General features: G+C 60.3%; 24 protein-coding genes. 5 read left to right on the top strand and 19 right to left on the bottom strand.

Annotated elements, in window-relative coordinates:
- Position 1: 1 nt before the first annotated feature.
- The 16 genes from PQ467_RS05545 to PQ467_RS05470 form a co-directional block, all read right to left on the bottom strand.
- Positions 2-1543, bottom strand: coding sequence for a terminase large subunit domain-containing protein (locus tag PQ467_RS05545; protein WP_274175548.1), 1542 nt, complete (start codon positions 1541-1543; stop codon positions 2-4).
- Positions 1540-2070, bottom strand: coding sequence for a phage protein Gp27 family protein (locus PQ467_RS05540; protein WP_274175547.1), 531 nt, complete (start codon positions 2068-2070; stop codon positions 1540-1542). Before PQ467_RS05540 ends, PQ467_RS05545 begins: the two co-directional genes overlap by 4 nt.
- Positions 2071-2072: 2 nt before the next feature.
- Positions 2073-2363 (bottom strand): hypothetical protein, encoded by a 291-nt coding sequence (locus tag PQ467_RS05535; RefSeq protein WP_274175546.1) that lies wholly within the window; start codon positions 2361-2363, stop codon positions 2073-2075.
- A complete protein-coding gene (locus PQ467_RS05530) occupies positions 2360-2722 on the bottom strand; it encodes a hypothetical protein (RefSeq protein ID WP_274175545.1) in 363 nt (120 codons plus the stop codon). The genes PQ467_RS05535 and PQ467_RS05530 overlap by 4 nt, the downstream gene beginning before the upstream one ends.
- A 126-nt stretch (positions 2723-2848) precedes the next feature.
- Positions 2849-3337, bottom strand: coding sequence for a hypothetical protein (locus tag PQ467_RS05525; RefSeq protein ID WP_274175544.1), 489 nt, complete (start codon positions 3335-3337; stop codon positions 2849-2851).
- A 1-nt stretch (position 3338) separates the two neighbouring features.
- A complete protein-coding gene (locus tag PQ467_RS05520) occupies positions 3339-4007 on the bottom strand; it encodes a regulatory protein GemA (protein ID WP_274175543.1) in 669 nt (222 codons plus the stop codon).
- Complete coding sequence (locus PQ467_RS05515; protein ID WP_274175542.1) at positions 4000-4302, bottom strand: LexA family protein; 303 nt, start codon at positions 4300-4302, stop codon at positions 4000-4002. Before PQ467_RS05515 ends, PQ467_RS05520 begins: the two co-directional genes overlap by 8 nt.
- Positions 4299-4562, bottom strand: coding sequence for a hypothetical protein (locus PQ467_RS05510; protein ID WP_274175541.1), 264 nt, complete (start codon positions 4560-4562; stop codon positions 4299-4301). Before PQ467_RS05510 ends, PQ467_RS05515 begins: the two co-directional genes overlap by 4 nt.
- A gap of 29 nt (positions 4563-4591) precedes the next feature.
- Positions 4592-5161 (bottom strand): host-nuclease inhibitor Gam family protein, encoded by a 570-nt coding sequence (locus PQ467_RS05505; protein WP_274175540.1) that lies wholly within the window; start codon positions 5159-5161, stop codon positions 4592-4594.
- A 3-nt stretch (positions 5162-5164) separates the two neighbouring features.
- Complete coding sequence (locus PQ467_RS05500; protein ID WP_274175539.1) at positions 5165-5425, bottom strand: hypothetical protein; 261 nt, start codon at positions 5423-5425, stop codon at positions 5165-5167.
- Positions 5422-5817, bottom strand: a complete 396-nt coding sequence (locus tag PQ467_RS05495; protein WP_274175538.1) for a hypothetical protein — start codon at positions 5815-5817, stop codon at positions 5422-5424. The genes PQ467_RS05500 and PQ467_RS05495 overlap by 4 nt, the downstream gene beginning before the upstream one ends.
- 15 nt (positions 5818-5832) lie before the next feature.
- Positions 5833-6438, bottom strand: a complete 606-nt coding sequence (locus PQ467_RS05490; protein ID WP_274175537.1) for a hypothetical protein — start codon at positions 6436-6438, stop codon at positions 5833-5835.
- Positions 6423-6809, bottom strand: a complete 387-nt coding sequence (locus tag PQ467_RS05485; protein ID WP_274175536.1) for a helix-turn-helix domain-containing protein — start codon at positions 6807-6809, stop codon at positions 6423-6425. Before PQ467_RS05485 ends, PQ467_RS05490 begins: the two co-directional genes overlap by 16 nt.
- Complete coding sequence (locus PQ467_RS05480) at positions 6809-7624, bottom strand: AAA family ATPase (RefSeq protein ID WP_274175535.1); 816 nt, start codon at positions 7622-7624, stop codon at positions 6809-6811. The genes PQ467_RS05485 and PQ467_RS05480 overlap by 1 nt, the downstream gene beginning before the upstream one ends.
- The gene (locus PQ467_RS05475; RefSeq protein ID WP_274175534.1) at positions 7624-9432 is read right to left on the bottom strand and encodes a DDE-type integrase/transposase/recombinase; all 1809 of its coding nucleotides are present in this window, start codon (positions 9430-9432) and stop codon (positions 7624-7626) included. The genes PQ467_RS05480 and PQ467_RS05475 overlap by 1 nt, the downstream gene beginning before the upstream one ends.
- 265 nt (positions 9433-9697) lie before the next feature.
- Positions 9698-9946: a helix-turn-helix domain-containing protein gene (locus PQ467_RS05470; RefSeq protein WP_274175533.1), complete on the bottom strand. Its 249-nt coding sequence runs from the start codon at positions 9944-9946 to the stop codon at positions 9698-9700.
- A gap of 72 nt (positions 9947-10018) precedes the next feature.
- On the opposite strand from PQ467_RS05470, the gene PQ467_RS05465 reads away from it, so the two are divergent.
- Positions 10019-10726: an XRE family transcriptional regulator gene (locus PQ467_RS05465; protein ID WP_274175532.1), complete on the top strand. Its 708-nt coding sequence runs from the start codon at positions 10019-10021 to the stop codon at positions 10724-10726.
- 12 nt (positions 10727-10738) lie between these two features.
- Here PQ467_RS05465 and PQ467_RS05460 read toward each other — a convergent pair whose 3' ends face one another.
- The 3 genes from PQ467_RS05460 to PQ467_RS05450 all read right to left on the bottom strand — a co-directional run bounded on the left by PQ467_RS05460 (position 10739) and on the right by PQ467_RS05450 (position 12645).
- Positions 10739-11410 (bottom strand): hypothetical protein, encoded by a 672-nt coding sequence (locus PQ467_RS05460; RefSeq protein ID WP_274175531.1) that lies wholly within the window; start codon positions 11408-11410, stop codon positions 10739-10741.
- A gap of 84 nt (positions 11411-11494) precedes the next feature.
- A complete protein-coding gene (locus PQ467_RS05455) occupies positions 11495-12067 on the bottom strand; it encodes a hypothetical protein (protein ID WP_274175530.1) in 573 nt (190 codons plus the stop codon).
- Positions 12064-12645, bottom strand: a complete 582-nt coding sequence (locus PQ467_RS05450) for a lysozyme (RefSeq protein ID WP_274175529.1) — start codon at positions 12643-12645, stop codon at positions 12064-12066. Before PQ467_RS05450 ends, PQ467_RS05455 begins: the two co-directional genes overlap by 4 nt.
- Before the next feature lie 247 nt (positions 12646-12892).
- Between PQ467_RS05450 and PQ467_RS05445 the strand changes: the two genes are divergently transcribed.
- From PQ467_RS05445 to PQ467_RS05430, 4 genes are all read left to right on the top strand, one after another.
- Positions 12893-13867, top strand: coding sequence for a hypothetical protein (locus tag PQ467_RS05445; RefSeq protein WP_274175528.1), 975 nt, complete (start codon positions 12893-12895; stop codon positions 13865-13867).
- Between the two features lie 42 nt (positions 13868-13909).
- Complete coding sequence (locus tag PQ467_RS05440; RefSeq protein ID WP_274175527.1) at positions 13910-14245, top strand: capsid cement protein; 336 nt, start codon at positions 13910-13912, stop codon at positions 14243-14245.
- A gap of 143 nt (positions 14246-14388) precedes the next feature.
- Complete coding sequence (locus PQ467_RS05435) at positions 14389-15324, top strand: hypothetical protein (RefSeq protein WP_274175526.1); 936 nt, start codon at positions 14389-14391, stop codon at positions 15322-15324.
- 72 nt (positions 15325-15396) lie between these two features.
- Positions 15397-15972 (top strand): hypothetical protein, encoded by a 576-nt coding sequence (locus tag PQ467_RS05430; protein WP_274175525.1) that lies wholly within the window; start codon positions 15397-15399, stop codon positions 15970-15972.
- Positions 15973-15980 lie beyond the last annotated feature (8 nt).

Genomic DNA, 15980 nt, shown 5'->3' with positions numbered 1-15980 from the left:
GTCAAAATACCAGTCCTGTGGAGCGGGAGCCAACCGTGCCAAAGCCGGTGGACGTGATGATCGTTTCGGGAGCGGCGCAGCGGGTCTGGCCAAGCAGTTGAACCTCAATCGGGCCGACATCCTCTTCCGAGGCGGCGACAAGGTGCATCAGCGCAACGGCATTATCGCCATGCCGCTTGCCCTTGGCGCCATCGGCCTTGGAGACTTTGGAGGCATCCGGGATTTTGGGGATGCCCTTGACCTTCTTGACCATGCCAAGGTCTTCCATCACCCCCTCATCCTTGGGGATCAGGAAGGTACGGTCTTCCAGACCGGACTTGAGCTTGGGCATGTAGGCCAGATAGGTCTTGTCGTTGGACATCACGGCCTCGATCCGCGTGAAGCCCCATTTCTGCTGGGCAAATTCGCTGAGCGCCTGACCATTGCCGCGGGCGTCCATCTTGCCCGCGCAGAAGTTGGGGACGCGGGCCACAATCCAGTTCAGCACAAACTCCTGTTCCCGGAACGGCACGTTGCGCATTTCGAGAATGAAGCGGCAGATCAGGTTCAGGTGTTCGTCATGCTGGCCAAAGGCCATGGGCGAAACGTCACCAGACCGGGCAAAGTCCTGGCCAAAATAGGACCGGCGCAGCGGATCGAATTTGCGCAGCAGTGGGCCGATTTCGCGTTCGAGAAATTCCTCCACGAAATCGGTGCGGAAACTCTCGTCGTTCTGCTCAAAGCCGGTGGGGCATTCCAGCGGCACCACAGGAAGATCGGCCGACATCGCAGCCTTGATCATAGCGCGGGGCAGATAGACGCCGGAGCCGCGCGAAGCGATAACGTCCAGTTCTTCCTCGGCCGCGCTGCCATAGCGCTTGCGCAGCGAGGCTTCCCACTTCGCCTCGGCCTCGGGCGACCATTCCTGCCCGGTGCGCAGGCAGATGCGCTTGAACAGGCCATCGGCCAGCGCATCTTCAAGGGTCAGGCGCATGACCACGCCTTCTTTCTTGCCCGCGCGAATGTCTTCGATCAGCAGGTTGAAGGGATTTTCTTCACCATCATGGGTGGAGATGACAACGACATGGCTGCCCCACATGGTGAGCGCCATCGCGGCCTTGAGCAGTTCGTCCAGTTCGTCATGGAACGCTGCCTCGTCGATCAGGACTTTGCCCTGCATGCCGCGCAGCGAGCGCGGGCGCGAGGACAGCGCGACAATCGACTTGCCCGAGGGGAAGTCGATGCGCAGGGCCTTGATGCCCTTCTCCGATCCATCGTCGAACAGGAATTCGGCTTGTGCGGAGGCAACCTCGTCGAACGCTTTGGCAAATTCACCGCAATAGCCGATGAATTCGCGCGTCATGTCGAGGTTATAGGCAATGTAATAGACGTTCTGGGGGCGATCAGCCGGAGAGGCCGTCAACACCGCATCGGCGGCAAAAGCATAGCTGATGCCGGTACGTCGCGACTTCTCGATAACCAGCAACTGGTTGGCGGCGCTCAGCGCAATGGCCGATGCCTGATACTTGAGCAGTACGCGCAGATCGTCGATGGCCGTGGTCACGTGGCGAGGCCCAGAATTTCGGCTTTGACCTTGTTGATCGTTTCGGCCGTAGCGCCCGTTTTGCGCAGGGTCTTTTCCGCCGCTTCGGCCGCTTCGCGTTTAGCCAGGTCTCGCACCTTCTCGTCGCGATCCGCGTCGAGCTTGGCCGCGTTGATCAGTTCCTTGGTGCCGCGCGCCAGTTCGAGAAACTGCTTGCTGTCGAGGTCGGGATCATCCTCGGCGGCCATGGGCAGGATCATGCGGGCGCCGATGCTGGTGAGCATTTGCACCATCAATTTGCCCTCAGCGTTTTCTGCCCCGCCGAAATCCTTGCCGAATGCCTCGGCCACAACGCGAATGTCGGCCTGACGCTTGGCCAGTTCCTGATAGGACTTGGCATAGCGGCCCACGGCCGAGCGCGAGCGCGGGTGGCCTAAATCGCCCAGCCGCTCGACGATGGCGTCGATGGTGGCGCCGCTTTCCAGCGCTTTGAGGACGGCACCCTGAACCTGTGGCGGCAATGCAGCGAGGCTTGATTTGCGGGCCAAGGTCAGTCGCCCGTCTTATGGCGCCAGACGCCGGTAACAACGAGGCGGCCCTCCGCAATGTCACGGCCATCGGCCAGAATGCGCGAGACAAGGAACGGCCCAATATCCTCCGCCGTGATGTAGCCGTTCATTTCCAGCCAGCGCATTTGCTCGGCCACATCACGGCGGGCGATGCGGTGGCCCAACTGGGCAAGCAGCATGGCAAGCACATCGTGATTCTGCTCACCGCCGACATCGTTCAGCAGGTCGAGAATGGCGCGGCGGATCAGGGGGACAATAGCGGCGGGGATCACTGCTTGATCCCCCGTTCCACGAGAATTTGCAGATAGTCGTTGGTTGTGGCCAGTTGGCTCTGCATGCCGTGTACACCCGCCTCAATGCCGCTGGTGCGTCCTTCCAGCGCGGCGATCTTGTTGAGCAGGTCGATCCGCGTTGGCGCAGAGTCCTGTTCATCGGTCAGGTGTTTGATGCTGACCTGACCTGCCTGAACCGCAGAGGTCAGTTCCGTAACTTTGGCCGAGAGCGCGTCAAAGTCGCCCTTCGTCGCGAATTGCGTGCGCAGATACCACACGCCAGCGGCCAGCACGAAAGGCGCCATGGCCGAAACGATAGGCCAAAGGCCGATCAGGAGGTTTGAAAAAGAGGAGGGCATTACCGCCCTCCCGCGCGCGCGTAAGAATTGACAGGCAAAACAGCCTCCTGCACCGGGGTTGCAACCGAGATGCAGGGTGGCGGATCAGGGAATTAAAAGGAGTTCCCAGCAGGGAACCGCAACCGATCAGGCCGGATCAGTCTCGCTAAACATATCAAGCTGGCGCGGGTCTTTGCGGGGTTTAAGCACCAAAGGCTGGCATTCCAGTCCTTCGTCCGTTTTATTGAGCAGGCGGGTAAAATGCCTGCGGGGCATTCTCAGGATAGCGGCACCTTCAGAGGCCGTCATCAGTCTTTCGCGTACTGCAGCCACAATCCCCTGACGACGGGCGCGCAGCAATTCGCGGCGGCCAGATGGGATTTGCAGCCGCTCACGGCAATACACTTGGGTGATAATGGCCGCTTTGTCAGCCCCTACGATTTCAATGAAGGGGTTTTTGTCTGGATTGCGCGACACATAGACATTTTGACCGGCAAAGGCATCTACCAGCAGCAGGGTCGAATAAGGCCCGATATGTGCGGCCATATCCAGCATGATCGGCGCCCAATTCTCATGAGCCTGCACGTCGGTCGGGATTGGAATATCATCCGGGCGGAAGGTGCGCGGGCGGGCCATATCACACCTTCGCCGCGCGCAGCTTCGCGCCCTGATCGCGGATCATCATATCCAGCATTTCGACCGTTAGGCCAAACGCCTCACCATCCTGCCCCAGCACGATCTCGGCCGGGATGCCGACCACACCGAGCCGGGCATTGATGGCGCGCAGCACAGCGATGCGGTCGCCATGGGTGGCGGTGAAGCCGGGGTTCATGGCAGCGGTCCGCGCCATGTTGGCAGGATCAGGCCATGCCACGCCCGCGCGGTCCAGCCATGACTTCATGGCCTCAATTACGGCGGGGGCGCTCTTGTGATCGACAAAGCGCAAGGCGTTGATGCCGGTCTGGCGCTTCACGAAAGCGCCGATTGCGCGGTCATCCGAGCTTTCCACTTCGCCCAGCCAGAACAGGCTCCACCACAGCGCGCGGATCTTGCCGATATGGGCGCGGTGTCCGGCCGGGGCCTTGCTGTTGCGGTTGAGCCGGTCAAGCAGGCGGGCAATTTCCGCTACAGTCATATCGGAAAGGCTGGCCTTGCCGCAGATCTCGACCTGCATCGCTTTGCGGTCATCATCGTCCAGCCCATTCTTGCGGCAGGCGGCATGGACGGCGCGATACATGCGGGTGCGTTCGGAGATCGTTTTGCCGCAGCGGCGAGAGCGTTCCACTACATGGAGTTGCTTAGCCATGGGCTTTCTCCAACTGGTGACGCACCCCTGCCATCGCACGGCGGCGTAATTCCGTCTCAAGCTCTTTGGTCGGCACGTTTGCCAGATCGGGATGAGCAGGCAGGGCGATACCGCGCGCGCCGGAACGGGTGCGGATCAGGTGGCCGCCAGCGATCAACCGATCCACCACGCGATGCGCGCCGGAACGCGCTGCCAGACCCAGTGCTGCCTGAATTTCGCCAAGGCTGGGCATCATGCGATTTTCGCGGTGATAGGCTTCGATATAGTCGAGCGCCTGAAGCTGACGAGGCGTCATTGACAGGTCACCTCGGTCGGAGGAGCCGCACGGGTGGCGGCGCCCATGGCATCGGCCATCAGATGTGCGACGGCATCAATGTTTTTGCCTGCCAGACTTACGTAATGGACTTCGTTCTGATGATTGATGGCAATGACGACTTCGCTACCAATCTGAGCGATGCCAATGCCATCAGGCCGAGTGCAGCGCGCGCGCTGAACCGGAAGGTCAATGCGCTTCAGCACATGGAAACCGATAAGATCTGTACCATTGTCATTCATCGGATTTGCTCCTCGATGTCGGTGGGGGATCAGTCGTCCTGCTCGGCCGGATCGGCCTCGGGCACGGTCTCGGTGGCGGCGGGTTTGGGCCAGTCGATGAAGAATTCCTCGGCCTGCTTCACACTGGCGCCGAACTCGGCCAGTTGCTTGCCGCCCGCGTCTTCCGCCTTGAGGGCTTTGATCGCGGCGGGTTTGTCGAGCTTGTGCGTGATGCGCAGATAGGTTTTCAGGCCGAGATCGAGCAGCTTCTCGACCAAGCCTTCCTGCGTGATGCCTTTGAGCTTGAGGGCTGGCGGTGTGGTTCGTTCACCGATGTTGCAACCGGCCAGCAAGATCGACTTGCGCTTGCCCTCGGTCATGGCCGGGGCGGCCACAGCCCACCATGCGCGAAGCTGGCGGAAGATCTCGATAGAGCGGACTTCCAGCGGTTTGGCGAAGGTGTCGTATTCCGCTTCGATGCGGGCAATCGCGCTGCCCTTGGCGAGTTCAAGTTCGCCAACCTTATCGATCAAATCGCGATATTCGGAGATCAGCGCAATGGCCTGTTCGAGCGTTTGCGGCGCGTCCTGTTTGGGTGCCTTGCGGCGGGGCGGTGCCATAGATCAGCCTTTCGTGAGATGGGTTTGGGTGTTGGGGGTGGCGAGAACGGCCGGTGATCCGCAGACGGCGCATTCGGCGCTTCGGCGCCCGACCAGCCAATGGCTGGCGCCGCAGGCGGTGCAGCGGCTGGTTTCCTGCTTGCGGGCAAGGAGTTTTGGAGCCGGGCTTAGAAAACCAAATTCGTTGCAAACGATGGTGCCCTCTTTCAGACCACGCAGGGCGCGCAGAACGCGTCGAAATGATTCACTGGATGGGCGGCTCATTGGTCGCCACCGTCCGCGTTGTTCGGGCACGTAGGGCAATAGGCCGCGAACTGGTGATGGGCGGCGTTGCGAGGCGGGCCTTTGCGGCGCCTGTTGCGGATGCAGCTTTGCAGCGGGATCGCGCCATGCAGCGGGCAAGCCACATCGTCGCCGCCATAAATCGCCAAAACGGCTCTCTCCGGCTCAGCCGTGCTGGCGGGATATTTCCGGTTGATGAGCTTGGAAATCGTGCCGGACGAACAATTGAAGCCTGCGGCGCTCAAGCGATCTGCAACGGCACGTTGGCTGGCGCGGTCACATGCTTCCGCAAGGAGCTTGACCCACCGGGGCAACAGTGCCCCCCAAGCGGCAATTGCACGGTCTCCGTTTGTTTGGTTTTGATTAAGAAACATGGTTCACGACGCCTGTTAAAAAAGGGGGGGCAACGGAGATCGCGCCGAAATTTCTCGCGTAATTCCGGTGTTTGGGTCGAGAACCGTTGTGGCTCTGTCCTTGCGGTCAACGCTGATGACGGGAGCGCTGGGGCCAAATGTGCCATTGAGGGCATAGATTGACCGTTGCCCCGTGGCCGCGTGGCCGCGCACGACGCGGCGCAGGATCTCTGCGCGCAGCAAGGCGGAAACAAACACCTTTGCCGAACCCATACTGACTTCGGCGGTGATGGTGAGTTGCACCAGGTCAAAGGATTTCAGGACGCGCATCGCGCGCCACATCGCAATCCTGCCGTTGCGATAAGTGCCGAATTTGCCCTGCTCCAAGAGCGCGGGTGGTTCGATCAGCCTGCGCGTCTCTTCAGGCATGACATAATGGATGGGGGCGTTCTGACCGGCCTCAATCGGTGGCTTGATGGCTTCCAGAAGACCGGCCTTTGCCCAGCGCGAGAGGCGGCGTTGGACTGATCTGTTTTGCGCGCCGGTGGCACGGGCCATTTCACCGGCCGATACCGGATCGTTGCGATGGCGCAGAGCATTCCAAAGATGATGGCGAATTGAGTTTGTCATTGCGTACAACATGCAAAAAGCGTGGGCGCGATATTGATGATGGAGAGGGCCACAACTCCTGCGATGGCGGCAGCGCTCAGCCATGTGCTGATTGTTGTCAGCCGGTCGATGGAGGATGCCGGAGCATCCCCATCCAGTTCGACCGTCAGCACTTCGGCGCAGGGGTCACCCGTAAGAATATAGGTCGTATCCAGACCGGCCTCGGCCCACGCCATCACGGCATTGGCATCGGGAAGGAGTTCGCCGCTTTCCCAATGGGAAGCCATCGTGCCGCTGTTGCCGGAGAGCGCGCCCAACTCATTCAAAGTCAGGCCGAAAAGGATGCGCTGCTCCTGCAGCCGGGCGGGGAGGCCTGCGGGGCAGGCAAAAACGCGGCGCCGCATTACACGCTCTCCCTGCGGCGGACCTGCACATCGCCGGTGGCGATAGGCCGATTGCCCCACCATGCCGCATCGATCTCGCTGACCCCTTCGGCGGTAGCGGCGCGCTGTGCGGCCTGTAGATTGTTGACGATACGGCGGGTGATGCCACGGCACCGAACCCGAAACAGTTCGGCCAAATCGTCTGCGATCTGAATGCGGTGGCAATAGTGATCGCGCAGTTGCAGCGCATCCTCGACACTCGCCGGTTGCGCGGGCGTCGTTACAAGGATGCGATTGGCAAACCGCTCCCAGCGCTGCAGTTTGGACGGCAAAGCTTCTTCGCCGATCATCACGATGGCGATGCGGGTGGCATCGTGAATGTCCCGAAGCACCTCGACGTGACCCTTGTCGGCAAGGTAGTCCATTTCATCGACAATCATATCGACTGGAGCAAGGTTAAGCTGGTCAACAACCTGCCGAAAAATGCGGGGTGCGGATCGCTCCAGCTTGGCGATGCCAAGCTCCTCTGCGATGGCTTCGAGCAGAGATTTTTGCGTCCACAAGCGCGTTGCAGATACGTAGATGGCGCCAGTGCGCGCAGCGGCAAAGCCCGCTGCAATGGTCTTGCCATAGCCGCTGAAGCCATTGAACACCCCCATGCGCGCGGAGGGGTTTTCGCTCTCGCGGCAATCCATCAGGGTTTGCAGCATCAGCGACATATTGGTCAGCGGCGCGTGACCAATCGGACGGTCACCAAGGGCAAGCCGGGGCTGTGTTTCAGCGTTATTCATCGGCATTTCTCCAGTCGTGAAAGGGTGTTGAAAGATGCGCGCCATCAGGCCGCGCCTTGGCGGCGGCTGGGGGTCGCGGGGTTGGATCGGGGGAATTCGACAAAGGTCATCTTGTGCGCGCGGTATTCGCTGGACCCGGCGTAAAGCTCGGCCCGGCGCAGGGCCTCGGCCTCCACCCCTTCGCCGCGCGCCTTGGCCGCGAGGATGGCATCGGCTTCGGCCACTTTTTGCGGTACGGTGCGCGCGGTCGGGGCGGGCTGCGTCTTGCGCATCACCTCGTCCAGTCGGCCGGGCTGGACCGCGACCGGCGCGGGCTTGTCGGCCATGCTGGCGATGGTGGGGGAAACGTGCTGGACGGCAGGCCCCGGCAGGTGGATCAGCTTGCCTGCCGCCTCGGCTTCGTCGCGAAGCATTTTGTCGCGCGCAGCCTCGTAGCTATACTGCTTCTGCTTGGCGCGGACTTCTGCCTTGGCCTGCGACATATAGGTCGCCATCTGGCGCTGTGCTGCCATGGCGAATTGCTGTTCGCTCAGGCCCGACCGCTCGGCATTGACGGCGGTGTCGATATAGTTGCCGTCACCGTCAAAGATGAACAGTTCGCCAAGGTCGTCCTCGTCGCGGCGCAGGACGACCGGCTTGCCCATCCATTCGACAAAGCAGGGCGACCAGTATCGGCCATTCTTCCAGCGGACGCCACGCTTGCCGATCATGGCGGTGCCGACATAGGCCGACAGCGCCAGTTTCAACTCACGCTCACCAGCTGCAGCGCGCGGCGGCGTAGGGCTGCGCTGCCACTTTTCCATGGGCGACATTTTGAGGCTGCTGTGGGTGCGCTGATGGTATTCGCCATCGACCCAAGCATCGAGAATAGCCTGCAGTTCGGCGCTGCTGATGCTGGCGATGATTTCCGCCCGGCCGGTCTTCTTCTTGGCCGCCGCGCGCAGCTTTTGCGCCTGCGCGACATTGTGGCCGATGAAGCCGTCCAGGAGCGAGGCGCGCTCACGCATGAAGGTGCCGAACAGGCGTTCGACATGCGGCTTGTCCTCCGGCGTACCGGGCAAGCAAGGATCGAGCGCGATCTCCAGATAGGGCAGCGCCGTTTCCATCGTGGCATTGATGAAGCCGGAGCCGTTGTCGGTTTTCAGGATCGCGGGCATCACACCCCATGCGGTGATCGTCGTCACCAGCATGCGGCGCACCGACTGCGCGCTTTCGCTTTCCACCACCAGAAAGCGGGCGCGGCGGCTCCAGCGGTCGATGATGCCCAGCACCGCCTTGCGGCCATCGGTGCACATCACGTCCGCCTTTGTGGTGTCGATTTCCCACATTTCGTGGGCGTAGGACACGGTTGCATCCATTCGCCCGAGCGCGGGAGCATAGGCGGATTTATAGCCGTCTGGATCGCGCAGGGCCGTAAACAGCACCTTCTTGCGTTCCTCCAGATCACGGACAAAGCGTTGCAGCGTCCGCATCGTCGGCAATTCGGCAAAGCCATCCGCAGCCAGCAGCTTGAGCAGGTTGCGGGCGGATACCGGGCGCGCCGTAAGATAGGCTTCGACAGCATCGGCCGCGTCAGGATTGCGGTCGAAATAGCTGGTGCCTTTGGGGCGCCCTACTGGACGATTGGACGCAGGCAGCGCCTCGGAGCGCCGGGCCAGCAGATCGTCACGCGCAGCGGCGGGCAGACCGAGGACGGAGTAAAGTTTGCCACCGCCCACTCCGACGCGCGGCTTCCATGGCCAGCTTTCGGTATCGGCGCGAAGGTTGATCCCACGCTTCGTGGTTGGAAGCCCCGCCAAGCGAAGATCTGCAAGTTGCTGCGCTGTCAGCCAGAGGTTGTCGGCGGCGCTCATAGGGCGCCTCTATGGCGCCGAGCGGCGATCAGACCGGCCAAAACCAATACGGTGAAAGCGTCGCCAACCCCGATGAGTCGTTTTAAGGCGATGTGAACAAAAGGGTTACACGCTGCATTATCGGCACTATACATCGGCCCGATGAGAGTCGGGTTTGCCTCAACATCTTTCGCTGCCAATGGCATGGCAGCAGAAGCCTTTCGCATCATGCGGACGGGCGTTGCCGTGGTCCGCGTGTGATGCAGGCTGATCACGGCGGAACTGATCACGCGGTCACCTTCCGCAATTCGAGAATGGAGAGGCGGCGACCGTTGTCGTCGTATCGCGAAGGCCAGATGTCCCCTGCGGGACGGCCAATGAATTCCGCGATTATGCTTTCTGCTGCGGCAGAGGTTCGGGCGTGGATAGCGCGGGACAGTGTCTGCACGCTCACGCCGTTGGCCTTGGCCAATCCTGCAACCGTAGTTCCGCGTTTGCGGATCTCGGCCTTCACATCCTCGGGATGCATATCCATCAAATCGGCCTCAACATCATTTTTGATGTTGAGGCTTATGCTTACCTCTAGCTTGATAAGTCAACATCAAAAATGATGTCGGAACCTAAAAAGGCGCGGCACCGTGCGGAACCGGCTGTCTTGGAACGGCTGCGTGAGGCGGTGGAGAAAATTGGCTCGCAGATGGCGGCGGCCGAGATCACCGGGGTGCGGTATGCCACATTGCAAAGGATGCTGGCGGGCAAGAGTCCGCTGGATCATGACCGATTGGAGGCCATCGCAAAGGCTGCGCAAGTTACCGTCGATTATATTTTGCGCCGGACAGATGATCCGCAGGGGAAAATCTGCGCTACCAGTGTGGTCCAACAACCACAGGCCGAGGCGATAGAATTTATAAATGTTCCACGTCTTAAAGCAGTTGCTTCGGCAGGTAACGGCGTTGTGGCAGACCGTGAGACGCTAGAGCAAAGCCCATTTCACTTAGCAGGGGACTGGTTGCGCAAGAATTTCGGTAGTGTGAACTCGTTGCGCGTTGTTCTGGTCAATGGCGCCAGTCAGGAGCCAGATCTCCGGGATGGCGATTGGGTGTTGATCGATGAAGCAAGGAATGTTCTCGAAGATGGGTTAGCCGTAATCCGCCTAGATGATGGCTTGCTGGTTAAACGCTTGCAGCGTGAAGGCCATATTCTGCACTTGCTGAGCAAAAATCCAGAATACAGCCCGATCATATTGGATCTTCGGCAGGATGAAGGTCGCCTAAAGGTGATTGGCAAGGTCATTTATTGCTTTAAATCAATTTAGAATTACCATGCCTTATTTGTCGTTAAATTTATAGCGCTCAACATTTGAGCGATCAGATATTTCAATAGACGCATGGCAATCTGTATCTTTTCCAGTAACAATATAATAGAACATTAAATCAGCGCGCCTACCTGATTTCCCCTTATGGGACATTGACCCCAAAAAACCCGAATTATCTGAAACAAGGTAAGTGTGGCCTTGGGGTGTTTTTCGCGAAATCACCCCCTTTTCATTCGCATGGTCGGCGCTGAAATTTCCAAATATATTCCATGCCGCATCGATGGTCCTTTCAGCTATTGAAAGGCACTCATCTTTTGATACCTTTTCATACTTGCTGTCCAAGGTACTTCTTTCAAATACTAGCTCAATGTCGGTTAGCTTAGAGAACTTGTTGAACGAGAGAGAAGCGGCGTAAGGCACCCCTTCTATAACTCGATAAGAAGAAAGATTGCTTTCTGGAAAAAGAGCGCAGCCCTTTGTCGCAATTTGCGCGGCGCACTCTACCACCCCAACCGGGTTGAAATTACGAGGTTCAATTACAGAAAGAGCATCATTGTAAGACATACCCAATTTTAAATCAGCGTATCCATTAAGCGCGTCCTCCTCTGCAGAGTTGCTCTGAGGCGAGCAGGCGCAAACGGCAATAGAGGCAATGCAGCCGAAGATAATTTTACATTTTCTCACTGATTTACCCTTAAGCGTTTCACATTCTGAAAACCGTAGACACTTCTAAGTGCGATTCGCCAAGGGGATAGGACGCTTATTATTCTAATCCTCCACCTTCACCGCCCGTCCCGCTTCGATCTCGCTCTCGCCCCACTGGCGGACGCGCTCCAGCCTCAGGGTGTTGTCGCGGAGCTGGTCGAAGTGGGCGCGGGGGATGACCACGGCATCGGGACCGGGGCCGTCACGATCCGGGGCAGCGCCATTCGTGGGTGGGGTGTCGGCTTGGCCGGATAGACGGCAATCCGTTTCGGGCCGCAGGCGGTGAGCATCGGCGTAGCGATCAGCAGCAGCGCGCTGATGGGTAACAGACGGCGATATGACATTGTCGGCTTTCCTTGCGTTGGTGGCGGATTTGGCTTCGGTGGCGATGCGATCTGCCTCGGCCTTTAGCGCGGCTTCGACGGACGCTTTGGTGAAGGCGGTTTGCTGATCCTGAGCGGCCTTGCGCCACTTGTCGCGGTCGGCCCCCAGCAGATTGCCGCGCAGCCACAGGCCTGCGACCAGGGCGATCAGAATGATCGGGCGCCAGTTGGCCTTGAGCCAGGAGCAGGCGCCATTGAGCCATGGGCGAGCAAACAGATACGCTTTGCGGGCATAATAGATCATGGAAATCATGCTGCATCCTTGATGCAAAGGGCATGTTCGCGGGCGCGACGGGCAACAAAGCCCGGCACAACGCGGCCCTTGGATTTGTTGAAATCAGGCAGGGTGTCGCAGGCGGCGCGCAGGCGGCCCTGCGCGATCTTCAGTCGGATGCTCGACCGGCACACCGCAGGCGGCCCGACATGATAGGCCAGCGATACCATCGCGGCGCGGATGTGGTCGCGGCCGGGGATGGTGGGCGACAGGCCGGGAATGCAGGTGATCAACTCGTGCGCATGGATCTCCAGTTCGGCCTCCAGCATCTGCGCGCATTGCTGCTCTGTGTAGATTTGCCCCATCCTTACCCCGCGCGTAATGCCGTCGCAGGCGGTCGCCTTTTTCACCAGATCAAGGTAAGCCTTGAGGTATTGCGGCCCGCTGATATGCTTGACCGTGACGGCTCCGGTTTGAGGCGAAACGGAGGCCGTCACCTTGCGGCCGCTCTCCTCCATTGGGATCGAGGTGAACAACATCAGGGCTGTGGCCATGCCTACGGTGCCGACCAGAGTGCGGCCTGCTTTGGATGGTTTGGGGGGCTGATTGTCAGCCATCGCGCAATCTCCGATTTTAAGCCCCGTACAGCGCGTTCAATCGCAATCCGCGCCCAACAGCCCAAAACGGCATCGCCTATGCGGGGCATCGCGCCCCGGCGAAATTTCGGGCTATCGTTGCGGCGGGTTAGACTGGCACTTGCCATCGCGGCGGCGATGAGCCAGTAGGTGCCTGTAGCCGCTCCATTTTGTTGACTTCCCAGCAGGGAAGTCCACGGCCCCGATCCGCCCCCGTTATCGGTTGGGCATGGATCAGACATCACCCTCCATTCGCATTGCCCGCGTCGGAACCTTCACCTCGAACGAGGGCGTGAAGGTATCTTTCGGCGCGAAAGAGCTTGCCGCTGCCGCATCGGCTTATGATCCGGCGTCGGACCCGGCGCCGCTGGTTGTGGGTCATCCCAAGATTGACGCACCGGCCTATGGTTGGGTTTCCGGCCTTGCCATGGATGGTGATGTGCTGGTGGCCACGCCCGACAAGATTGAGCCGAGCTTTGCCGAGTTGGTACGCAAAGGGAGCTACCCCAAGGTTTCGGCGCAGTTTTACACGCCCGATCACCCCGGCAATCCCAAGCCCGGCAACTGGTATCTCAAGCACATCGGATTTTTGGGCGCCCATGCCCCCGGCATCAAAGGGCTGGGCACTGTCCAGTTTGCGGCTGGCGATGACGAGGGTGCGCTGACCTTCGATTTCCCCACAGACGGAGACAATGACGTGACGAAGATCACCGAGGCGAGTTTCGCCGAGCGGTCGGCTGCGCTGGATGCGCGCGATGCCGAACTGAAGGCGCGCGAGGCGGAAATCGCCGCCCGCGAAAAGGAAGATGCCAAGCGGGCTGCCGATGCGCGCCATACCGAGCATGTCAGCTTTGCCGAAGGGCTGGTGTCCTCGGCCAAACTGGCCCCGGCGGCCAAGGGGCTGGTGGTTGGCCTGCTGGATCATTTCGAGGCGACGGCCGTCGTCAGCTTTGGCGAGGCGGGCGACATGGCCCCGGCCGATGCCTTCCGCAAGCTGCTCGATACCGCCAAGCCACTGATTGATTTTGGTGAGCATGGCAAGAAGCCCGAGGGCGACAAGAGCTATGTCAGCTTCGCCGCGCCGGAAGGCTACGATGTCGATCCCGAGCGGGGCGAACTCTACGCCAAGGCCAAGGCTATCCAGAACGACAACCCCAAGATGGCGTGGATGGACTGCGTCAGGCGGGCGCAGGAAGCGGGCTGATGCTCCGCCTCCTTCTTCTCCTCTCGATCAGGGACATAACTCATGCAGAAAACTTCCATTTTTTCGATGACCGCTATCGCCACAGCGGCGGTTTTGGCCAATCGCTTTGTCGGCATGCTGACCGGCGCGCCCTGCGCCGCTGGCGCGAAGGCGCAGGGCGTGGCGCAATATGCCGCCGCCGCTGGCGAAGCTTTCGCGGTGGACGTGCTCGGCACCTCCATCGTGGACAGCGGCGCAGCGGTGGGTGCGGGCGTAGCGATCAAGTCCGATGCCAGCGGGCGCGCCATCGCGCAGGGCGGGACCGGCGAAATCCTCGGCTACACGGTAACGGCGGCCACGGCGGCTGATCAGAAGCTCGAAGTGCTGCTCACCCTGTAATCCCGCCCTCTCTCTAATCCCATTGCCCGGCGTGTGGCCGGGCTGACCAAGCCCAAGGGAGGCGACCTGCTCCGGGATCTGGACCGGCAGGCAGGTGGCGCAACGGCCTCTCCCTCTTTTCCCCCTCATTGAAGGATGCCTTTATGTCGATGAACACTGGACAAGTGCGGGTGGTTGACCCGATCCTGAGTGATCACGCGCGCGGCTATCAGAATGCCGATTTCGTCGGTGGTGCTCTTTTCCCGCAGGTCTGGATGCCCACTCGCGGCGCCAAGCGTATCGAATTCGACCGCGCCAGCTTCAAGCGTCGCCGTACCCGCCGCGCGCCGGGTGCGCCCATCGCCACGCTCGAATTCGGGTACGAGGGCAAAAACGTCAATCTGCATCAGGAAGCGCTTTCGGGCGTGGTGCCGATTGAACATAAGGATGAGGCTCAGGCCGTTCCCCATATCGATTTGCAGCAAGATGCGTTGGATACGGTTTTGGCGGTGATCGCGCTGGAAAAGGAGATTCAGCAGGCGGGTGTTGCTCGCAACGCAGCTTCCTACGCAGCCTCCAACAAGGCCGCGCTGGCGGGTGACAGTAAATGGTCTGACCCTGACAGTGACCCCAAGACGCAGGTTTTTGACAGCAAGGAAGTGATCCGCAAGCGCATCGGGCGCCGTCCCAATACGCTTGTACTTGCGGGCGGTCTCACCAGTGCGCTGGGCAAGCATCCGAAGATCATCCAGCATTTCGCTTATACCAATTCCTCGTCGATCACGATCCCGATGCTGGCCAATTACTTCGACGTGCAAAACGTCGTTTCCGGCGATGCCATCTATGACCTGCAGGATGGCACCACGGTCGATGTCTGGGGCGGCGACGCCATCCTTGCCTATGTGGCCCCTTCCACTTCGGGCCGCCGGAACATGGCGTTGCCCAGCTATGGCTACACCTACGAATTGCTGAACCATCCACTGGTCGAAGCTGCTCGGTATGACGCTGATATCCGCAGCTGGAAGAATGACGTCATCGACGAATTCTCGGCTGAACTGGTCGGCCCCGATGCGGGCTTTCTGTTTCAGGACGCGCTCTGATCCAAGCGCCCTGATCGGGCGGCGCGTGCGTCTATCGCGCCGCCCACCTTTTCTCACCTGAGGTAGACTCCGATGGAAAATTACAAAACCCGCATCACCGTGCACGGCCTGCGCCGGGCGGATGTGAACAAGGCCAAAGAGCCGATTGGTGAAGGCGAAGTGATCGCGCTGCCTTTTGAGGTGGCTCGGTCGTTGCTGCGCGCAGGCGCGGTAGAGCCGACCGATGCTGACATTACGGTCGAACTGGAATGGGGCGCTCCTGTCGCGCTGGTGAAGGCCAATGACGAGGCTGCATTGCTGGCGGCGCTGGGCAAGCTCGGGTCGAAAATTCCGACTGTGCCCGAAGGCGCGGTGGTCGAACTGGCCGACGTGGCGGACAGTGATCTGCTTGTCGCTGTCTTTGAGCGGTTGGGCGACGGGCGCCTGAGCGAGTTTGATGTTTCGCGAAACCTGACGTCTGAGCAGGTGCTGCGCATTGTCGGGAATCGTCTGGTGTCCGGTGCCATCGGCCGGGATGAACTGCGCCTTCTGGTCGGCATGAATGCGACCGAAGGGGCTGGCGGCGAAAGCGAAACGCCCCCGGCCGAACAATCCAAGTCCGATCCGCCCACCGACAAGCCTGCCGCGCGCGGCAAGGCCAAGACCTGACGGGTGAT

This window comes from Novosphingobium sp. KACC 22771 (genome assembly GCF_028736195.1).
Classification (GTDB): Bacteria; Pseudomonadota; Alphaproteobacteria; order Sphingomonadales; family Sphingomonadaceae; genus Novosphingobium.
The sequence above is the reverse complement of the archived record's forward strand: the minus strand, read 5'-3'. Positions and strand labels throughout refer to the sequence as shown.